Genomic DNA, 21426 nt, shown 5'->3' on the forward strand with positions numbered 1-21426 from the left:
TGAACATTTGACATTAAAACGCCAAATTATATACGCAAACTTTACCAGAATGCAGGAATATTCAGTTTACAATAAGACAACGAATCCCTATCATTTTTAGGTTCCGAGTTCCAAAGGTCTAGAGACCACTCCACCCTACTTAAGGCAAGTGATGAATAACGATAAACGCCCTTTATACATTCCTTATGCTGGCCCTGCTCTGCTTAGTACGCCGTTGCTAAACAAAGGCAGTGCTTTTAGCGCACAGGAAAGAAGATCTTTTAACCTTGAAGGTTTATTGCCTGAAAATACTGAAACGATTCAAGAGCAAGTAGAGCGTGCGTATCAACAATATTGCAGCTTTGAAAGCGATATGGATAAGCACATCTACCTGCGTAACATTCAAGACACGAACGAAACGCTTTTCTACCGACTGGTTCAAAATCACATTACAGAGATGATGCCTATCATCTACACACCAACCGTTGGTGCTGCGTGTGAAAACTTCTCGAATATCTATCGCCGTGGACGTGGTCTGTTTGTGTCTTACGCAAACCGCGATCGCATTGACGACATTCTTAACAACGCTTCTAACCACAATGTCAAGGTTATCGTTGTGACTGATGGTGAACGTATTCTTGGTCTCGGTGACCAAGGTATCGGTGGTATGGGGATTCCAATTGGTAAGCTGGCTCTATATACCGCGTGTGGTGGTATCAGCCCTGCTTACACGCTTCCAATCGTACTCGATGTGGGCACTAACAACCCGCAAAGACTTGCCGATCCAATGTACATGGGCTGGCGTCATCCTCGTATTACTGGGGCTGAATATGATGCATTTGTTGAAGAGTTCATGCAGGCCGTTCAACGCCGTTGGCCAGAAGCACTAATCCAGTTTGAAGACTTCGCACAAAAAAATGCCATGCCGCTTTTGGAGCGCTACAAAAATCGCGTTTGCTGCTTCAACGACGATATTCAAGGTACCGCAGCGGTTACTGTCGGTTCGCTACTGGCAGCTTGTAAAGCGGCGGGAAGTCAGCTTTCAGAACAGCGCATTACCTTCTTAGGTGCGGGTTCGGCAGGTTGTGGTATCGCTGAAGCTATCATCGCGCAAATGGTCTCTGAAGGGATCAGCGACGAGCAAGCTCGTTCACAAGTATTTATGGTCGACCGTTGGGGTCTGCTACAAGAAGGCATGCCTAATCTACTCGACTTCCAGCAACGTCTTGTTCAAAAGCATGTCAACACGGCTGATTGGCAAACTGACAGCAACGGATATTCTTTGTTGGATGTTATGCGTAATGCTAAACCAACCGTTCTTGTCGGTGTTTCAGGTGCGCCTGGCCTATTTAGTGAAGAAGTGATTAAAGAGATGCACAAACACTGTGCTCGTCCTATCGTCTTCCCACTTTCGAACCCGACAAGTCGCGTGGAAGCCACTCCTAGCGACATTATTCGCTGGACTAACGGTGAAGCGCTAGTCGCAACAGGTAGCCCATTTGATCCTGTGGTTCATGAAGGTAAAACTTACCCGATTGCTCAGTGTAACAATAGCTACATCTTCCCTGGTATCGGTTTAGGTGTATTAGCGGTACAAGCGAAACGTGTCACTGATGAGATGCTTATGGAATCAAGCCGTGCGCTCGCGACCTGTTCACCACTCGCGATTAACGGCCAAGGTGCACTTTTACCCCCTCTTGAAGCGATTCACTCGGTATCGAAGAAGATTGCTTTTGCCGTGGCGAAGAAAGCCATCGAGCAAGGCGTTGCATTAGAGATCCCAGACGAAGCACTAGAAGAAGCAATCGACGCCTCTTTCTGGCAGCCAGTTTACCGTCGCTACAAACGCACTGCATTCTAAACAAATTTAAAAGCCCAGCTACGCTGGGTTTTTTTATTCCTGCCACAAAAGTGAACTCTCAGCTCAACCATGCTGGACATCCTCACATTACTTCGTGCTATTCTCGCTAAATCACCATTATCTAACGTACTTAAATGGAATACTTGAATATGTTTGGGGGTTACCTTAGCCCCTACCTCAGCGAAATTTCGACGGCGCTTATCGCCTGTACTTTGGTTATGGCCGGTGGCGAGATTAATGCACTGTTGAGACGTCTATTAAGAAACTACAACTTCGCGCTGAGAACGATCGCTTTTGTCTTGATTAACGCATTTGGTTACGGCTTAATCATTGTTAAGGCAACCCCTTACCTGTCTCGGACATTACGTGGGCTCGATGCTGGCATCATGTTTACCATCGTTTTGTTTTGCTTCACAATTATTGGTCTATGGGCGCAAAGGAACCGACAAATTTAGTGCGTAAACTCTTCCATCGTGACAAGCCAGCTAAAACTTGGTTAAGTCGCATGCTCAAACTCATCGCTTGGCTTCCGGCTGTTTTTGTCGCCGTGTCTGCGGCGCTGTTTGTGGTTGATCGATGGGTGTCATATCAGGCGAGACACCAAGTCTTTACTCAACCACAGCAAATCGAACAATTTGATGTTGCGGTGGTTTTAGGCACCAGCAAGTATTTGGGCAAGGTGCTCAATGAGTATTACACCAACCGCATCAATGCGGCGATTGAGTTGTATCAACAAGGAAAAGTTAGCCACTTTTTATTAAGTGGTGATAATGCGCATCGCTCATACAATGAACCATGGACGATGAAACGCGATTTGCTCAGAGCTGGCATCCCTGAAGAACGGATCTTTTTAGATTATGCTGGATTTCGAACACTAGACTCAGTTGTGCGCGCTAAAGAGATTTTTGACACGGATAATTTTCTGATTATCTCGCAGAAGTTCCACTGTGAACGAGCCTTGTTTATCGCCAACTCTCACGATATCAATGCGAAATGTTTTGCTGTCGCTGGACCGTCTCGACATTCGGGATTACAGGTGCGAGTGCGTGAAGTCTTTGCCCGTACAAAAGCGTTTTTGGACATCTACATCATTCACGCTCAGCCTAAATTTTTAGGTCCGAAAGAGCCGATTATAAAATCGACTCAAGCAGACCTCGATGAGAACGAAATGATCGATGGGCAGGATACAAACCAACAGCTTACGGATTAAAAACGACCTTATTTCGACCTTGTCGTTTCGCCATAAAAAGGGCTTCATCGGCTCGCATTAACATTTCATTTGGTCGTTCGTCACCAAGCGAAGCGACGCCAATACTGGCGGTCAAGGGATCGCCATGCACCCATAGATGCGACTCGACTCTATGGCGTATCTTCTCAGCCAGTTCAGTGGCCTCTTTTGAGCAAAGCCCCGGGCAAAAGACCACAAACTCTTCCCCGCCCCAACGCACTAACCTTTCACTTGCGCTCAATGCGCTAAGAACGACCATGGTGAACTCTCTTAATATATCGTCACCCATTGCGTGTCCGTACTTATCATTCACCGCTTTGAAGTGGTCTATATCCAAATAAAGCGCTGAAAGACGTTTTCCATCGACGCGATTCTTTACGTAGTTGCTTTCTAACCAGTCACGAATCGAATGTCTATTCATGGCTCCAGTCAGGGCATCACGGTTAGCTAACTCAGCAAAGTGGACATTTTGCTCCTTTAGGTGGCGGTTTAACTTGCGAAGGTGCTCTTGGCGATACTGGGATTGTTGGATGATCTGGCGGCCACGTTTGATTTCAAGCATGCTATAAACCAATGCCAGTGCAACCCAAAAGACCAGCAAACCAAGCAACAAATCTTCGCCATCAATGTAGTTACCGACAAACTCAATACTATTAACCTGTAGCCTGTAATCGCCTTGAGAGTGTCCAGAGCCAGTAGCAAACTCGACTTTGACCACATTTGAGAATTCAGGAGCTGAATGCGCGATTGGAATTTGATTGTCACTCAGCCACCAAGTTAAAACCTGTAAATTGGCAATCGGAATCTCTATCGCGCCCCCCTTGATTCCTGGAGTATATTCCAGCCCGTTGTATTTGAATGAATACTCATTGTCTGCTGTCGAATAAGCGGGATTATAGTTTCTGAGGTAGATCCGTAGCGATGGGGACTTGTCAGCATTAAGTTGCTCGAAATCAACATCAAGTTTTATGGTATGAAAGCCTTCTAAGTCCATACCACTGGCTATGGAGTCACCAACGGTAATCGATATGCCACAATAGGGCCAAGGATATAAATCGCCTTTCGCCAAATGGCACTCTAGCAAGGCTTTCTCATTCTCTATGTTGAGTGAAGACGTCGATACCCCACCCTGTAACTGATCGTTGGTTGCAGCGAAGGTAAACTGTGCGGGGGTTATCTTAACGACGCGCTCATCACCATGCATCCAAAATAATTGAACGACAAGTAAGGTTATAGCAACCAAGGTGAAGATAGCTTTATGTATAACTTTCAATAGAACAATCCGTTTTGGCAGTTAACTCGACCCATTAAATGACACAGCACTCAATTAATAATAAGATCTTGCTTCCATTTTACCCCATTTTAAATGTCACTTAGCGGCAAAATATTAGATATGCCTCTTAAAGTGGTCGCGTCACAGCCCCAATGTCTAAACACCGTCCGACGTTTGAACCGAAGTCATTTGGCTAAAAAAGTGTTACACTCAAACGCTAAAAACAACGAGGATTCAACCTCGAATAAAGAAGAGCACTGTCATGTCTTTAATCGCCAAAGGTACGCTGAGTAAAATGCGTGCCTCTCTAGAAAATACCGTTAGTTATCGACTGCCTGTCGGCGAAGAGCTCGTCGACTTAACGCCTTTTATCGGCCAAACGCTGACCCTGACGCATACAGGAAACATCTTCTGCTGTTCTTGCGGTAAGAAGACCAAGAAGAGCTACTCACAAGGTCACTGCTTTGTATGTATGAAGAAACTCGCAAGCTGCGATATGTGCATAATGAAGCCAGAAACCTGCCACTACGACCAAGGCACATGTCGTGAACCTCAGTGGGGTGAAGAGAACTGTATGGTCGACCACTATGTTTACTTGTCAAACACATCAAGTCTGAAAGTCGGCATTACGCGCCATACTCAAATTCCAACTCGTTGGATTGACCAAGGCGCCACTCAAGGTCTACCTATTTTTAAAGTGAAAACACGCCATATTTCGGGACTGATCGAGGTAGAGTTGGCGAAGCACATCGCCGATAAAACCAACTGGCGAACTCTGCTAAAGGGTGATGGCGAACCTATGGCTCTGGAGCAACGTTTTTTAGAGCTGTTGCCTCTGGTCGAGGATAAGATTACTGAGATAAAACAACAGTTTGGTGACGACGCTATTGAAGTGCTTAGCCGTGATATCACCACCATTAGCTATCCAGTGGAGAAACACCCCACTAAGATAACTTCGCATAACTTTGATAAAAACCCCGAAGTCAGCGGCGTTTTACAAGGGATCAAAGGCCAATATATGATTTTCGATACTGGCGTGATTAACATTCGTAAATTCACCTCATACGAAGTTGAAGTTACGGCTTAAACAGAAAAGACCTCCAATCGGAGGTCTTTTTAATTTGGGTCGATTAATGGGTAAGAATTGCTTTCAGTTCATCAAACAGAATGTCCACTTCTTCTAATGTGTTGTAGTGCATAAAGCCAATTCGTACTACCCCACCTGTCGACTCGAGACCTAACTGCCTGACTAATCCGAGTGCGTAGAAATGCCCATTCCAGACACAAATGTTACGCTCACCAAGCTTCTTCGCTACCTCTTCAGGCGTATGTTGATCGAAGGTCAAGGCGAAAGTCGGTGTTCTCTTTTGGCTATCTGCCTCATTGCGCCCTAGCAAGGTGACGCCATCTAATTCTGACAGCCTAGCCAGAACCCGTTCGTTGATCGCAGACTCGTGTTGATTGTACTGCTTGTAGGAGTCAATCAAGCGATTTCTCAGCGAGTCGCCGTCCTTACCCCATTGAGCTAGGTATCTCACCGCTGCAACCACTCCGGCTAGACCTTCAAAACTTTGCGTACCTGTCTCAAAACGACCAGGCCCCACATTCGTTGCTGGTTCAACTTTGTATGGTTTCAACGTATGTAGCCATTTAGGCGCGACATAGGCAATCCCAACGTGCGGTCCAAAAAACTTGTACGCTGAGCAAGCAAGAAAATCACAACCAAGTTGTTGGACATCAACCAAATGATGGGGTGCATAATGTACCGCATCAATATAGACCATCGCATCCACAGTATGTGCCGCTTCAATGACACGCTGCATATCGACGATTGAACCCGTCGTATTTGACGCGAAAGTTAATGCTACCAAGGTCGTCTTATCATTAATAAGAGAGATAAGATGATCGATATCTAGGCTACAGTCCGACTCCTCAACACGAGCTTGTCGAACAACAACCCCTTTGTCTTCTGCTGCTTGCTGCCAGCTTGATACATTCGAGTAATGATCTAATGCGGTAACAACCACTTCATCCCCGACCTTCCAATCGCGGCTTATAGCACGACTCAATTGAAACGTGAGTGACGTCATATTGGCACCAAAGACAATATTGTCGCTCGATTCAGCATTGACCAAAGCCTGAGCATGCTCGCGAGCTTGCTTCATTAAGTCGGTAGTATTACGGCTAGAGAAATAGTGTCCACCCAAGTTGGAATTGAAGAATCCAAGATAAGCGGTCATCGCATCCAGTACGGATTGAGGTACTTGAGAGCCTCCTGGGCCATCAAGAAATAGTACTGGTAAGTCATTATGAGTCTGATTAAGAGCGCTAAACTGCGCTCTTACTAAATTAGGAGTGAAGCTCATTCACTGCATCCTTCGCGGTTAGAACAAATACATCCATATAGCCTTCTTGGCCTTCGATTACAGAGCGGATTGGCTGAGCGTTATGCCATAGCTTGTCGTCAGCGAGCATTGCGACCTCACCACTTTGTAAAACCTTGCGGAAAAATGGCGCTTCATTGAAGCTGTTGTAAAGCATGATATCGCCACCTTCGATATTGTGACGCCCCATGCCAACAAGCGCGATATGCTCAAATCCGTCTTGGTGAACACCTTCAGGAGCGACTTGTGTCTCATCGTAAATAGCTGCAATACGGATCTGATGAATTTCAATCTCATGCTCATTAGTCAGATTGTTTGAAGAAACAAAGAGCTGACACATCTCGCGCATACCATCACTGTTTAGAGTGCTCTCTTCAATAGGTTCAAACTGTCTGACAACGTTGCCTTGGAAACGGTTAATGTCGTCCGTTTGCATAAATTCATTTTTGCCCAAATCGACTACTTCGCCATCTCGAAAAGAGACAACGGAATAACGTCTTAAGCGGAATTTACCATCGGCATGTTCTGTGTGCGGAAGCTGAGTAAACGATGGTGCAAGCTGAGCAATCGCCGTATCGCTAAGTTTGGTGAGTTGAAGGGTAGTTTCACGCTGATGTAACATCATCATCTCCTTAATGAATGTACATACCTATAATATGATTAACATCTTGTTCACATTCATTATTTGCGCACTTGTATTGTAAGATCAACTTTTTTTAGCATTTCAATCCAACATAAATAGATATAAAGAACTTTTATCCATTAAAGCAATTTAAATCAGACAATTCAACCAGATTTAAAAAGCAAGGATTGAAAATATTAGACGACTTCACTATCACACTAGGAATACCTTTTAAACTTCAACAGGTTATATCAACCACTCGCCACACAAAATGTAACGATTGCGTTCTAACCTATAACCAATTATTCCTGTTTTCACGCTTGCTAACTCTTTCAAAGCCCCCATATATTCCATACAATCGAGACAAACTACATAGAAAGCGTCACCGCTAATGGAGCACAAATGAGCGACGTCAAACATAGCAATCTTCTTATTCTTGGCTCTGGTCCTGCTGGCTACACTGCAGCCGTTTATGCTGCGCGTGCAAACCTAAAACCAGTTTTGATTACCGGCATGCAGCAAGGTGGTCAATTAACCACGACCACTGAGGTAGAAAACTGGCCTGGTGATCCTGAGGGTCTGACTGGACCAAACCTTATGGAACGCATGAAAGAACACGCAGAGCGTTTTGAAACCGAGATTTTGTTTGACCACATTAATCAGGTTGATCTCAGCCAACGCCCTTTCCGTCTTATTGGCGACAACGGTGAATACACTTGTGACGCTCTGATCATTTCCACTGGTGCTTCGGCTAAATATCTTGGCCTAGAGTCAGAAGAAGCATTTAAAGGGCGTGGAGTTTCCGCTTGTGCGACCTGTGATGGGTTCTTCTATCGCAACCAGAAAGTCGCAGTGGTTGGTGGTGGTAACACCGCTGTTGAAGAAGCGCTCTATCTATCAAATATCGCTTCAGAGGTTCACCTGATTCATCGCCGTGATACTTTCAGAGCAGAGAAGATTCTGATCAATCGTCTGATGGATAAAGTCGCAAACGGCAACATCGTTTTACACACTGATCGAACTCTAGAGGAAGTGGTGGGTGATGATATGGGCGTGACGGGTGTGCGTATCAAAGATACTCAGTCAGAGTCTGTTGAGCAGATTGACGTGATGGGTGCCTTCATTGCGATTGGCCACCAGCCAAACACAGCCATTTTCGAAGGCCAACTTGAGATGAAAGACGGCTATATTGTTGTTCAGTCTGGTTTGGAAGGCAATGCAACACAAACCAGCATTGCCGGCGTTTTTGCCGCTGGAGATGTGATGGATCACAACTATCGTCAAGCCATCACCTCTGCGGGTACCGGTTGTATGGCCGCTCTTGATGCAGAACGCTATTTGGATGCGTTGGCAGATAGTAAATAATATTTTTCACTTTTGGCTCAAATCCTTAAAGCCCTGCGGTGTTACCGCGGGGCTTTCTTTTGTATAATGCGCAGTTCTAATTGCTAATAATAATTCTCATTAAGCCTTCACAATGGATAAAAAGAAACAACGCAGCTTGAATCAATGGCTCAAGCAGCAAAGTAAGCTCGCCAAACGCTGGCTTATGGTCGCTGTCGGTCTTGGCGTTCTTTCAAGCATTTTTCTATTGGCTCAAGCCGCCCTGCTTGCAACCATACTGCATCAGTTGATTATCGAGCATGTCGATAAGTACACGTTAGTGCCTCACTTTTTTGGTCTCGCCGCTATCGTAGCCATACGTGCCCTCTGCTCATGGGGACGTGAAATTGCGGGGTACCGTTGTGGTGAACAAATTCGTATCTATATTCGCCAACTCATCTTAGACAAATTACGCGAACTGGGGCCTGCTTATATCAAAGGTAAACCAGCGGGTGCATGGGCAACGCTACTCTTAGAACAAGTAGAAGATATGCATGACTTCTTTGCGCGCTATTTGCCGCAGATGTCGTTGTCAGTCTTGATTCCGTTCGTCATTTTGATCGTCGTCTTCCCCGTTAACTGGGCTGCTGGACTCATTTTTCTAATTACTGCACCGCTAGTGCCATTATTTATGGCTTTGGTCGGTATGAAAGCGGCTGACGCAAACCGTAAAAACTTTAAAGCATTGCAACGTTTATCCGGGCACTTTTACGACCGTCTTCAATCAATGACGACCATCCGTTTGTTTGATAGAACTAAGGCAGAAACAGAAGTGATGCGCGGTGCGTCAGAAGTGTTTCGTACCCGAACCATGGACGTACTTAGAATTGCCTTCCTATCATCTGCTGTGCTTGAGTTTTTCACCTCAATCTCAATCGCACTGACAGCCGTTTACTTTGGCTTCGCCTTTATCGGTGAGTTGAACTTTGGCGATTACGGCACGGGGGTCACTCTGTTTGCTGGGCTGTTTATTCTGATCCTCGCACCTGAGTTTTATCAGCCTCTTCGTGATCTAGGCACTTTCTACCACGCTAAACAGCAAGCAGTGGGCGCTGCAGAGAGCATTGTTGAATTTATTGAAATTGACGTAGAGACTGTCCGTTCTGGTAGTCAGACGCTCGCTGATAATGACGCTATCACTATTCGCGCAACGGATCTTGAAGTCTTCTCTCCTGAAGGGACGAAACTATTAGGCCCTGTCAGCTTTGAAATCACGGCGTGTCAAACAACGGCGTTAGTCGGGCCTAGCGGTGCAGGTAAAACGTCGCTAATCAACGCTATCTTGGGCTTCTTGCCTTACAGTGGTTCGTTGACCATCAATAATATTGAACGTACTGAGATTGATCTCGCTAACTGGCGTCAAAACATCAGTTGGGTCGGACAAAACCCACTTTTATTGCACGGCACCATTCGTGACAACATCACGCTGGGCAAATCCAACGTCAGTGAAGAAAGCGTTCAGCGTGCACTGGAAGAGTCCTTCTCGGCTGAATTTGTTAACCAACACGGTTTAGATTATGCGGTTTCCGATCGTTCGGGTGGTTTGTCCGTCGGTCAGGCTCAGCGCCTAGCGCTTGCACGTGCCATGATTCAAAACGGTCAGTTTTGGTTACTCGATGAGCCTACAGCGAGCTTAGACGCAAGAAGTGAACGCTTAGTCATGCAAGGTTTACAAAACCAAATAGAAAACAAAACAGCGCTAATGGTGACACATCAACTGACGCCACTTCAGAATGTAGAACAAATCCTTGTGATGCGTGATGGTTTAATTGTTCAAAGCGGTAGCTTTGCTCAGTTGGCTCAACAACAAGGGCTTTTCCAAGAAATGCTCAGTGCCAATCAGGCACTTAACCAAGCGAATAAGGGGAATCTTGATGCGTGAACTCCTTCCCTACCTCAAACTGTATAAGAAGCATTGGTTCGGCCTATCGCTCGGGATGTTGCTTGCGTTCCTGACTCTTGCTGCTTCTATCGGCTTATTGACCTTGTCTGGTTGGTTTTTATCCGCCGCCGCAATCGCGGGATTGACGATTGCACGCGAGACCTTCAACTACATGTTGCCGGGCGCCTTTGTTCGTGGTTTTGCTATGGGCAGAACCGCAGGACGCTGGGGGGAACGCGTAGTGAGTCACAACGCGACCTTTAAGCTCCTAACCGACTTACGTATTTTCTTCTTTTCCAAGCTTGCTCCACTCATTCCGGGCCGCGTATCAAACCTACGTGACGCTGACTTACTTAACCGTTTGGTTGCCGACATCGACGCCATGGATCATGTCTACCTAAGACTTGTTAGTCCAATGATCGTCGGTACGTTAGGTATATTAGGCCTTACAGCGCTAGTAAGTTGGTTTGACGCCGAACTTGGTATGACATTAGGGGCGATTCTTTTTGCCCTGCTACTTACTTGGCCGATACTTTTTTATAAGTTGGGCAAACGAAATGGTAGCGAGCTAACACAAAATAAAGCTGAGCTTCGTATTTCGACCTTAGACTGGCTTCAAGGTTACAGTGAGCTAACCTTATTCGGTGCAGAGCAACGTTACCGTGAGGCTATCTTGAGCACTCAAGAAAAGCTGCTGAAGAACCAGTTCTTTAACGCCCATTTCTCTGGCCTTGCACAAGCTCTACTGCTACTTGCTAATGGCTGGACAATTATATTGATGCTTTGGCTCGCTGCTGATGGCGTCGGCGGAAATACGCCAGATCCAATGATCGCCTTAGTTGCCTTCGCAACGATGGCGAGTGTCGAGCTACTCATGCCTATCGCAGGCGCATTCCAGCATTTAGGTCAGACTCTTACCTCTGCTCGCAGATTGAACGACATTATTCTCTCTGAACCAGATGTCCAATTCCCGGAGCATAGCGATAGTCATAATCAAGCATTTTCGATTGAGTATCAGAGTGTCTCTTTCAGCTACCCAGATACAGAAAGCGAAGTGCTTAAAAAAATTAGCCTTAACATACCGGCCAAACACCGTATTGCTGTCGTTGGTCAGACGGGATCGGGCAAGTCTACTCTGCTCCAATTACTAAACCGTTATTGGGATGTAAAGCAGGGTGAGATTAAAATCGCTGGAATGCCAATTCAAAAGTGGAGCGAAAGCGACCTTCGCAAGGCAATCAGTGTGGTCAGCCAGCGGGTCGATATCCTAAACGGCTCTTTGCGAGACAACCTGATCATGGCTAAACCACAAGCGAATGACGATGAACTGGCACAGGTATTAACTCAGGTCGGATTAGCCAAGCTGCTCAATGATACCGGGTTAGATACTTGGCTTGGCGATGGCGGTCGTCAGTTATCGGGTGGAGAAAAACGTCGAGTGGGTATTGCTCGTGCATTACTTCATAACGCCCCCATTTTACTGCTTGACGAACCAACTGAAGGGTTGGATAAGCAAACCGAACAGCAGATCATGCAGCTCTTTGAGCAACACTTCGTTGATAAAACAGTTGTCTTTATTACTCACCGCTTAGTTGATTTAGACAAGATGGACAGTATTTGTCTAATTGAACAAGGTGAAATTGTTGAACATGGTAGCCACAGGGAACTCCTCGAACAACAAGGTCGCTATTATCAACTCAGTCAAACTCTGTAGTCACATACCCTATACCGTCAAACATCAATGCTTGACGGTATTTTCCAGCAACGTGCTTTCTCAACAGCAGCTCAACACCATTATTAGCAATGTCAATCAACGACGAACTTAATCGCCCAGTCTGGACGCCGGAAGGTGGATCACAACGAGCTAATCATAGTAGCTAGCTCAGAACTGCCCATTTCCGCGTTATAAATTCGTAGTATGCAAATCGCAATCTGCGAAATGAACTTACTTTGCCTCTTTCTATGCCACAAGAAACTGTACCGGTCTAATAGTAGTCAGTTGAAATGCAATACGCGTTTCACGACTCTCGGTCACAATTTGATAAAGCAGGGAAACTTGTTGACATTAAGGTTACAAATCTCGAGCAAAACTCTTTAGACTGGCGCTTATGACTTTTAACGAGAATAACTGGATGCACAGGCTGACCTTAGCCGTTTGTTTTTTGTTTTGGCTCCCTACGTTAGCCAATGCCCAAAGCTTGCAAGACAAGTGGCAAGCACTCTATCAATTGAGCTGGCAAGCATCCCAAATCTTTGTTTCTCAACAACAGTTATCTCATTACCCGCAGGCTCTGCTTAAAGACCGTAGTCGTTACCCCGATTTCAACACATTCAGTTGGCAAGATATTGCGTCGTTAGCCGCGATACAGCAGACATGCGAAGCGATTGAACCTTCTAACTCGGCGTTAAACGATGCCATCGAGTTCGAGCTCGCTTTGTGTCAGCAGCAAAGGTTAGATTCGATCTGGTTTGCCGCTCACTCTAAACAACACCCTGCTGGTGGAAGTTTCGCGGACCGTTATGTGGCGCGTTACCCAGAGACAAGCGAACAAATCTACCCATTTTTAACGGTTACCAATCCACTGCACCCGCTATACAACAAACTACAGCCGTTAACAGCAGAAGGAAGAGAAGCTCTGCTAAATGGATACCGAGCTTGGCAACAAGGTGATGTACTTTGGTTAAGTGGAGAACAAGGCTGGAAAGCAGTCCCGTCAGATATTTGGGAACCCATTGCACGCCAACAAGGCGTAAGTTTATCTGGAGAGAACTGTTCTTTTCGTTACAGCAACCTATGTCTTAGTGAAACAACCAACGACACACTCTTGATGAAAGTGATGATCTTTTCACTGCTGATTGTTTTGTGCTCTATGTTAGGGCGTTCACTGTATTTAAAAACTAAGCAACGTAAAGAGAGACAGTTTGTATTGCAACTTCTGACTCATGAATTGCGAACACCGATCACCAGTTTAGGTTTAACGGTAGAAATGTTCAGAAATCGCTACGATGAGTTCTCCGATGAAACTCAAGGTGCGGTTTGGCGTTTAATCTCTGATTATCAAAGGCTGTCTCAACTCACTGAAAACAGTAAGGTCTATCTGAGCACTGAACAGTCTGAACCTCTATTGAAGCAAAACGCTTCTCTTGATGAGTGGCTTGAACATGTATGTGGGAAGCACAACATAGGCTATCAATGTGAATCCGGAGAAGTAGAGCTTAACCTACCCTATTACTGGCTGACGATTTGCTTAGATAACTTGATCAAGAACGCTAAGCAACACGGTCAAGGTGAGGTAACGGTTAATGTAACGCTCTTAGATATGCTCAGGATCGAAGTTCAAGATCAAGGACATTTCCCTTCGTTATTACAACGTACTTTGTCCCGAGTCACTACAAACGACCCGCATAAACACGACAACATGGGTATTGGCCTCACCATTGTGGGACATTTAATGAAACAGGCAAATGGGCGCCTCATTATTCTTCGTAATCCGACACGATGTATTTTGGAAATAGCTTATGAATACCCTACTACTGATTGAAGATGACCCTTTACTTGGGCAAGGCCTCGTCAGTTTCTTTGAGTCAAACGGTTATCAATGTCTTTGGGCGCAAGATTCCAGCAAGGCCAGTAAACTGTGGTTACGCGCCGATCTTGTTGTGCTCGATAGACAACTAGAAGACGGCGACAGCTTACAACACCTTCCAAACTGGTTGCTCCTCAAGGCGCTACCCGTGATTGTATTAACTGCGAAAGTAGAAGTTCAACAGCGCGTAGAGGGCTTAATGGCGGGCGCCAAAGATTATGTGACGAAACCCTTTTCAAATGAAGAGTTACTCGCACGCGTCATTACTCAGCTACGCCCTCTAGGGACAAGCCACTTAACTTACGCTAACATAAAGATCAATCTATCAGAAAGAATTGCTTATCTGGAAGAAAACCCTATCCCTCTGAAACCTAAAGAGTTTCAACTGCTAGTTCTGTTTATCCAAAATCAAGGGCGAGTGTTTCATCGAGATGAACTGCTCAACAAGATTTGGGGCTATCAAGCCTTTCCAAGCACCCGAACAGTAGACAACCACATACTCCGTTTGCGTCAGAAACTGCCAACACTCCACTTAGAAACTCACCGTGGTGTTGGCTATCGTTTGGTTGGGGATGCGCAATGAAAGTAACATCGTTAACTGCTTTGCTATGTGCGTTCCCGTTTGCTTGCCATGCGGCTTGGTTTGCAGATACCCCTTTACAACGCTCTTATCAGTCGCTACTTGATGAGCAACCGCAGATCGCATGGCAAGAGCTACAAATCGCACTCAATCAAGCAGCACTTGATAGTCAGCTTTGGCTGCCCGTAAAACAAGAAATACTCACCAGAACTCAATGTGGAAGACAACTTAAACAAAGCGATGTATCTGCCCACCACATCCAGGTGAGCTTTATTAAACGTTACGGTCTTTCGTCACAGGGCTATCAGATTAAAATCTCAGCCGAACCACGCAGCAGTGATCTAAATGAAAACGCACAGCCACTCACACTCATCGCTCCTGATGGTCTTATGTTGATTGAAGGACAACTCAACTTGGGAGTCGACTACCAAGAAATCGAGACTAATGAGATGTTCATTAAGCCAGAGTCTGGTGTTTATCAATTAACCGTAGGGGCGAACAGCTACCCCATTATTGTTGCGTTAGATGACAGCAAGCGCTGGTTAACACTGGAGAATAAACTTGACAACGCACACGTTGTGATCACGCCACCAGAGGTGAACGATAACTGCCCTAGCACCCACGTAAGTTGGCAATGGTTTGATGAAAACTACAACATGTTAGGTTTCAAAGTGCCGATCAAGGCAAAGCAAGTTGCGGTTCCGGCACAAAGCCCAGCGGGGGCAAACGCCAAGCACCTAAGCGCATCAGTGGAAATGTTCGAGTACCAGGGGACGATTGAGGTCCAATACGTTCAACGTGTCGCTGTGCCCTTCTAGAAGGCATGAGTACATGGCTTTGATGGTTCTACGAGGTAGAAATAGAGACATATAGGTGACAAAACACTAACGCATCTTAGATGTAATAGCCGCAATGACTACCACGGAATCTAAATATGCTGAATATCCACCATAAATTAAATGCCTCATCTTGCGCCATGTTAGCCCTTTTCACCGCTTGTACTTTTTCAACACATACACAAGCGAATGAATTTATACTTCAAGACCACAGTGGCGACACCACCAACAATACTGTTGTAATAAAACCAGCGACACTGACGATAGATTGGAATGGCTTAAGCGTTAACAGTGCTGCGCTAACCGTTGACCGTATCCCTCAAACAGTGGCCGCGATAACCACAGACTCAACCAGTGCCTCTTGGACGTTAATGCCAAGCCGTATCACAGTCACCGCGGAGTTAAACCAAGGTGAGCTTGGCCTCCAATTCACCCTACCTTCTGATATCAAGGTAAAGCGCAACCAACCAATAGAACTGGCTTGGTTCGACCTTGCGGAACAAGAAACACAAACACTGCTGCTGCCCTTTAGTGAAGGTATGCGCGTACCTACCGACCATAGGCTATGGGCGAATTATCTCGCCAATAACCACTCTGGAAGTAACACTACTCAAGACTTAAAGATGCCGTTTTGGACCACGCAGCAAAACGATCAATTCATCAGCTATCAGTTGATCAACCCAACCAATAACCAACTGTTTTTTACTGATGTAACTTCTGAATTGAAGTCGAAAAACAAGTCCCATATTGATATGAACGCATCGCATCAATTCACCATGCTAAATCAATCGCAACCTTTTGCTGTCCGCATAACGCTCGGAGAATCAATGCTCGACGGTGCAAAGCAGTACCGAGACTGGCGAATCGCTAATGGATTATCAGAATCATTAACCTCAAAGCAAATACGTAATCCAGATGTCAGCAAGTTGATTGGTGCAAGTCATGTCTACCTGTTTGGTAAAGATCCTTTAAGTATCCAAGATGTGAAAGACTGGTGGGGACTAAAAGAATGGTACTTTGAACGCTCTAAGCTCAAAATATCCGATGAGGCTGAGCGTGAGCTAACCACTTTGTCTAAGGGTAAGGACTGGTTGAGCCAATACCACAAACAGTTGCTATTGGATTCGATTAGCCAATCGCTACAAAGCTTATACCCCGTCGCATCCCCTACATTGGCTGATAACACGATTGAGGCACAATACATCGCAGCGCAAAGCAGAAAAAAATGGTTGTCTGAACATGCGTCTTCGTTTCTTAACTCACCAGACACTTGGGGACAAGCCTTATCTTCCGTTATGGTCGATAATCTAAACAACGCCGGATTGAACAAGCTTTGGTTAGGCTTTGATAACTGGATGCCGGCTTTTTATCAACCAAACGCGGTCGAGCGAGCCAAGCAATCTGGTTACTTGGTTGGGACTTACGACTCCTATAACACCGCAATACCGGCTCGGTTAAATGACAGCTGGTTAACCGCTCAGCTGCCAGAGCCAATACGAAACACATGCGCAATTGAACAAGCTGATGGGAGTTTGAAAAAAGGCTTTCGCGGTAACGGCTTCTACTTAAATCCCAATTGCCATTTGGATTACGTAAAACAGCGCGCTAAAGACATCATGAACTTTGGTCACTTCAATAGTTTATTCTTAGATGTCGATGCGACCGCAATGGCACGTGAGGACTACAGTGACAATACCAGTGAATTGCAGATGCTTTCCGCTTTTAACAACCGAATGCAGTGGCTAAGCGAGCAACCATCTCTCGTATTGGGCTCCGAGGACGGCAACAGCTTAACTACCAAAGGCATTGCGTTTGCGCACGGCTTAGAAATGGTTGGATTCGGATGGACAGATAAAGAAATGAAACAAGACCGCCAGTCCCTCTACTTTCTAGGTCGCTGGTATCCAGATCATAAGCCCGACTTTTTCTTCAAACCAGCAAAGGTTAAAGAGCCGTACAAGTCGCTACTGTTTTCGCCTCAATATCGTATTCCGCTATACCAAACTGTATTTCATGATGAAGTAATTAATACGCACCATTGGCACTCAGACAGTCTCAAGTTTACCAATGTGAAAACCAACCGTGACTTAACGGCCATGCTATATAACACGCCCGCGATGGTTCACTTAACCAGAGACGAAGTTGTGAAAAGTACAAACCCAAGACTCAAAGCCTTAAAACACTATCAAGATGGGTTTGAACCGATACACGAACAGCTGTGGGATAAAGTGTTGATTGATTTTTCATGGTTAGATAACCACGGTACCGTCCAACAAACCACGTTCAGTGATGGCAGCAAGATCATCGCCAACTTCTCTGTTCAAGCGTTTGATAACGGCGACATCGATGTGGCTGCGGCTTCCATCAAAGCGATATTAAGCAATGGAGAAGTCATAAAGTGGCAAGCCGAACTTAACTGAATGTGATTGATTTAGTCCCTTAGCTGTTAGCAAAAGCTAAGGGATTGAGCTTTTGACGCCTTGTTACGTTTCGGTATTAACTGACTATCAGCATACCAAACTACACCAATATTAAGGCAGCGTTTCTGATTATTACTTGATAGATTGATTAATTATTAACTGGGTGTGCATCATTAAGAAATAGAAGGATAATCACATTATTTCCGAGTCATTAACTTCATGTCACCTGCTTAGCCGCTTAAAATAAACAGCTAAATAATGAGGATTGATAATGAATTATAAATGGCTAGGTCTTCTCGGGGCGATTCCTTTATTGGCAGCATGCAATAGCGATATCGACATTTCCAGTAACGTGCTTTCTCAACAGCAGCTCAACACCATTATTAGCAATGTCAACAAACACTATCCAGATGTAGACAGCGAACTAAAACAAAAGATCGCCGAGGTCGCGGTAAAGTCGATTGAAAATATGGTGTTTGTCGAAGGTGGCCGTTTTATTATGGGCGACTTTCGTATGCCCTGCATGAACGACGATCTTAATCGCCCTGTCTGGACGCCAGAAGCAAGCTGTTACAGTCAGGTCTCGATCGTTGATCGCGGGGCGGATATTCAGCATGAAGTCACCCTAAGCAGTTATTCGTTGTCAAAGTATGAAGCGGAGTTGCTGGATTATGATGTTTATTTACAAACATTAGGCCGACCATTTGAACAGAGTGTTTATGAAGGGCAGTACCTAGAACGCGGCTCTAAGATTTATAAATCCGTCTTACCTAACTTTCTCAAACAATCTGCTAGAAATGTAAATTGGCAAGATGCAAAAAACTATTGTCAGTGGCTGGGGCAGTTAACGGCTCTGCCCGTCGATCTGCCCACCGAAGCCCAGTGGGAATACGCTGCACGCAGCCGTGGTCAAAAACTCTACTACGCAACCAACAATGGCTTTATTCAGTTTAGGGGAAGGGGTTTCCATAATCCAGAACTAGGTGGCTATGAAGAGTTTACTGAGAAAACTATTAATGTTGATACGGACTTAAACCCTGTTGGTATGTTTGCGCCCAATCCCCTCGGTATTTATGATATGACTTACAATGCAGCAGAGTGGGTCAATGATTGGTACGCCAAAGATTATTACAAAGTGTCACCAAAACTTGATCCTCAGGGCCCAGCAACGGGTGAGTATAAAGTTATACGAGGCTGGGGGGCCATGGTCACGGTCGCTCGCGCATTTGACCCGATAGTAAGTGATAATCTGTCATACCGTTCAGGGTTTCGCTGCTCCGTCCAAAGCACGGAGCAAGCTTATTAGCATCGAAAACGACCGCCTTACGGCGGTCGCTGTGGTTAAATATAGTAACCGTTGTTGTTATTTAAACGCGCGATTTGCCGTTCAACTCTCTCCCTCTTCTGCCTCCAACTCCAGCCAGAGCGTGGCGCAAACGGGCGCATTTGAGCAAAGTTGCTCTCGTTGATTTCATTCACTCGATTCTTAACGGGACACACGTTTTAACTATGATAATTCGATATGTTCTAATGTAATAAAATCAGCCAGCGCCAATCACGGCAAACACACCTTTGCCCCAAAGTTACTTATATCTAACACCCTAATAAGACCTAAACTAGTGCTCTGACCTGAAAGGGTACTGTCTTTCTGACTAAATATTTGCTCAGGAGAACTTACGAAGAAACCGACTATCAGCTTAATAATGTAAAACTACAGATGTGAAAAAGCGCCTTTCGGCGCTTCAGATATGGGAGTTGATTAAATTGGCTGCTTCAAGATCAATACACAGTGGAACAGTAATGCTTTGATGATGTGGTTGAGACTATGCACTTCACGGAAGAGCAACAACATCTTTCTCATGAACTCCATAAGGCTCATTTCGATAGTTTTATCCCTAGTAAGCCCCTCTTTGGCTGAGCTATAGGTAATGACCTGTGTAGCTTCGTTATAATCGTACTTGTAGTGAGCGATACCATTTCTAAGGCGGCTATCAAGCGCCTCTTCATCATACTTGAAGAAGCAATCATCTAAAGCAGATAGTTTTCTGCCCAAGTCAACTTTTGCGTAATTTTCTAGAGATGAAAAATCTGCGATAACTTTGTCTTTTTTATTCAAGCGGGTCTCATCTGAAAACAGGTCAAAGTCACCTCGCTTTATGAGGTTATTCAGCCCTGCCACTAGTACTAGCTGTCTAGAATAAACCTCAGCCATATCTTTATACGTATTATTGCACGACTCGAAGTTAGTCGTAGAAACCCTCGCTGGAACAGTTCCTAGTTCTTCTTCTTTGTAGTCATAGTACAAAGCTGGGCGCAGAGGAACTTCCAACTTAATTAGCTTTGGGTACAAGCTAAGAGTCTCGTGGTGAACTTTCTTCAGAAAGCCTGTAGTCAGCAAGTCGTCAAAGAACTTGTTTAGGTTGTCATGATGGTCTTCATTAAGGCCGAAAAGTATTCTCGGCATCACTTCACTGAGTTCTTTATTGTGCTCAAAAATTGTCAGCGGAGAAGACATAATCGAAGTTGCCGAATAAAGAGCTGCTATTACATCCTCTGCTTTATGTGATTTCAGCTTTACAAACTCTAACTTCTCTAGGCTTTTAATGACTTTCTCAAACCCCTTGGTATTACCTTGTTTGTATTGTGATATAAGTCGTTTAAGAGATCGGTGGTGCTCTCCTAGTATGTTCAGAAGCTCCAAACGCCTAGATAGATCTGAGAAAGACTCTTGTCCAATTTCGCTCACCACACGCATAAACGTGGTGTTACCTTGTTTGTACTCACCAAATGTAGTAGGAAAATCAAGGTGCAAATCAACAAAAACGTTTTCACCAGTAAATGGCGCTTTAAAGTTAGTGATCTCAGTTGCTCCCTCAAGATCTTTTAAGCCTAATGTGAAGCTAATACGCTCTCCACATTCGGGGCATGCAAACTGGAGAGGTTGAACATCTCGGTTGGAAAAGCCAATACGGCAATCAATCAAAGTTTCGCAGGTGTCGCATTTATAGCGTGTACAAACATTCATCGGTAAAGCCCTAATCTTATGTTTTAGTTCAATATTTCCCAGTTGTACAAACAGTGTCAAGCTATGATTGAAGCAGTACAATGTAAATTATTTAACGTATATGCGCGAAAAAGCCCTCCTAAGAGGTCTAACTTCCCGAGAAACGTTACCAATTGTAGTGAATATGTGAGTAAGGTAATTAGCTAAATTCTGATTTAGTAGTTAACTCGTTTATGTCCAGAGACGCGCTAGAGCTGTAAGGTAATAGCTGTGATCACCAAGCGATTCTGTCGTACCTTAATTACCAAGCGACTTTGTCACTACGTTAACTACCGAGGGAAAATGACGAGGCTGAAATGCCGTACTCTTTAAAGTATTAAAATAATC

16 protein-coding genes are annotated in these 21426 nt (G+C 45.0%); 12 read left to right on the top strand and 4 right to left on the bottom strand.

All coding sequences use genetic code 11. The features are described 5' to 3' along the window. Positions 1–151: 151 nt before the first annotated feature. From ACQEXT_RS14645 to ACQEXT_RS14655, 3 genes are all read left to right on the top strand, one after another. Entirely contained in the window at positions 152–1840 is a 1689-nt protein-coding gene (locus ACQEXT_RS14645; protein WP_269376259.1) for an NAD-dependent malic enzyme, read from the top strand. A gap of 134 nt (positions 1841–1974) precedes the next feature. Then, positions 1975–2295 (top strand): DUF3392 domain-containing protein, encoded by a 321-nt coding sequence (locus tag ACQEXT_RS14650; protein WP_331417842.1) that lies wholly within the window; start codon positions 1975–1977, stop codon positions 2293–2295. Beyond that, positions 2295–3050: a SanA/YdcF family protein gene (locus tag ACQEXT_RS14655; protein WP_138971171.1), complete on the top strand. Its 756-nt coding sequence runs from the start codon at positions 2295–2297 to the stop codon at positions 3048–3050. Before ACQEXT_RS14650 ends, ACQEXT_RS14655 begins: the two co-directional genes overlap by 1 nt. On the opposite strand, the gene ACQEXT_RS14660 is transcribed toward ACQEXT_RS14655, so the two are convergent. Then, positions 3040–4341: a GGDEF domain-containing protein gene (locus ACQEXT_RS14660; RefSeq protein ID WP_171052141.1), complete on the bottom strand. Its 1302-nt coding sequence runs from the start codon at positions 4339–4341 to the stop codon at positions 3040–3042. The genes ACQEXT_RS14655 and ACQEXT_RS14660 overlap by 11 nt on opposite strands. 262 nt (positions 4342–4603) lie before the next feature. On the opposite strand from ACQEXT_RS14660, the gene ACQEXT_RS14665 reads away from it, so the two are divergent. Then, positions 4604–5428 carry a DUF2797 domain-containing protein gene (locus ACQEXT_RS14665; RefSeq protein ID WP_138971170.1) on the top strand — a complete coding sequence of 275 codons (825 nt, stop codon included), beginning with the start codon at positions 4604–4606 and terminating at the stop codon, positions 5426–5428. A gap of 43 nt (positions 5429–5471) precedes the next feature. On the opposite strand, the gene ACQEXT_RS14670 is transcribed toward ACQEXT_RS14665, so the two are convergent. Both ACQEXT_RS14670 and ACQEXT_RS14675 read right to left on the bottom strand, forming a co-directional pair. Next, positions 5472–6707 carry a cysteine desulfurase-like protein gene (locus ACQEXT_RS14670; protein WP_426952746.1) on the bottom strand — a complete coding sequence of 412 codons (1236 nt, stop codon included), beginning with the start codon at positions 6705–6707 and terminating at the stop codon, positions 5472–5474. Beyond that, positions 6691–7350 carry a 2OG-Fe dioxygenase family protein gene (locus ACQEXT_RS14675; RefSeq protein WP_171052145.1) on the bottom strand — a complete coding sequence of 220 codons (660 nt, stop codon included), beginning with the start codon at positions 7348–7350 and terminating at the stop codon, positions 6691–6693. The genes ACQEXT_RS14670 and ACQEXT_RS14675 overlap by 17 nt, the downstream gene beginning before the upstream one ends. A 399-nt stretch (positions 7351–7749) precedes the next feature. On the opposite strand from ACQEXT_RS14675, the gene trxB reads away from it, so the two are divergent. From trxB to ACQEXT_RS14715, 8 genes are all read left to right on the top strand, one after another. Then, positions 7750–8712, top strand: coding sequence for a thioredoxin-disulfide reductase (gene trxB, locus ACQEXT_RS14680; protein ID WP_138971168.1), 963 nt, complete (start codon positions 7750–7752; stop codon positions 8710–8712). A 112-nt stretch (positions 8713–8824) separates the two neighbouring features. Then, positions 8825–10612: a heme ABC transporter permease/ATP-binding protein CydD gene (cydD, locus tag ACQEXT_RS14685; RefSeq protein WP_426952748.1), complete on the top strand. Its 1788-nt coding sequence runs from the start codon at positions 8825–8827 to the stop codon at positions 10610–10612. Next, positions 10605–12326: a heme ABC transporter ATP-binding protein/permease CydC gene (cydC, locus tag ACQEXT_RS14690; RefSeq protein WP_426952749.1), complete on the top strand. Its 1722-nt coding sequence runs from the start codon at positions 10605–10607 to the stop codon at positions 12324–12326. Before cydD ends, cydC begins: the two co-directional genes overlap by 8 nt. Before the next feature lie 418 nt (positions 12327–12744). Beyond that, positions 12745–14154 (top strand): DUF3404 domain-containing protein, encoded by a 1410-nt coding sequence (locus tag ACQEXT_RS14695; protein ID WP_426952760.1) that lies wholly within the window; start codon positions 12745–12747, stop codon positions 14152–14154. Next, the gene (locus tag ACQEXT_RS14700; protein ID WP_426952750.1) at positions 14132–14782 is read left to right on the top strand and encodes a response regulator transcription factor; all 651 of its coding nucleotides are present in this window, start codon (positions 14132–14134) and stop codon (positions 14780–14782) included. Before ACQEXT_RS14695 ends, ACQEXT_RS14700 begins: the two co-directional genes overlap by 23 nt. Further along, the gene (locus tag ACQEXT_RS14705; RefSeq protein ID WP_426952752.1) at positions 14779–15597 is read left to right on the top strand and encodes a DUF2861 family protein; all 819 of its coding nucleotides are present in this window, start codon (positions 14779–14781) and stop codon (positions 15595–15597) included. The genes ACQEXT_RS14700 and ACQEXT_RS14705 overlap by 4 nt, the downstream gene beginning before the upstream one ends. Before the next feature lie 116 nt (positions 15598–15713). Then, complete coding sequence (locus ACQEXT_RS14710) at positions 15714–18035, top strand: glycoside hydrolase (protein ID WP_426952754.1); 2322 nt, start codon at positions 15714–15716, stop codon at positions 18033–18035. A 271-nt stretch (positions 18036–18306) separates the two neighbouring features. Further along, positions 18307–19341 carry a formylglycine-generating enzyme family protein gene (locus tag ACQEXT_RS14715; RefSeq protein WP_426952755.1) on the top strand — a complete coding sequence of 345 codons (1035 nt, stop codon included), beginning with the start codon at positions 18307–18309 and terminating at the stop codon, positions 19339–19341. A 453-nt stretch (positions 19342–19794) separates the two neighbouring features. Here ACQEXT_RS14715 and ACQEXT_RS14720 read toward each other — a convergent pair whose 3' ends face one another. Continuing rightward, a complete protein-coding gene (locus ACQEXT_RS14720; protein WP_426952757.1) occupies positions 19795–21060 on the bottom strand; it encodes a hypothetical protein in 1266 nt (421 codons plus the stop codon). Positions 21061–21426 lie beyond the last annotated feature (366 nt).

It is taken from the genome of Vibrio sp. TRT 29B02, from assembly GCF_050113655.1.
In the GTDB taxonomy this organism is placed as follows: Bacteria; Pseudomonadota; Gammaproteobacteria; order Enterobacterales; family Vibrionaceae; genus Vibrio.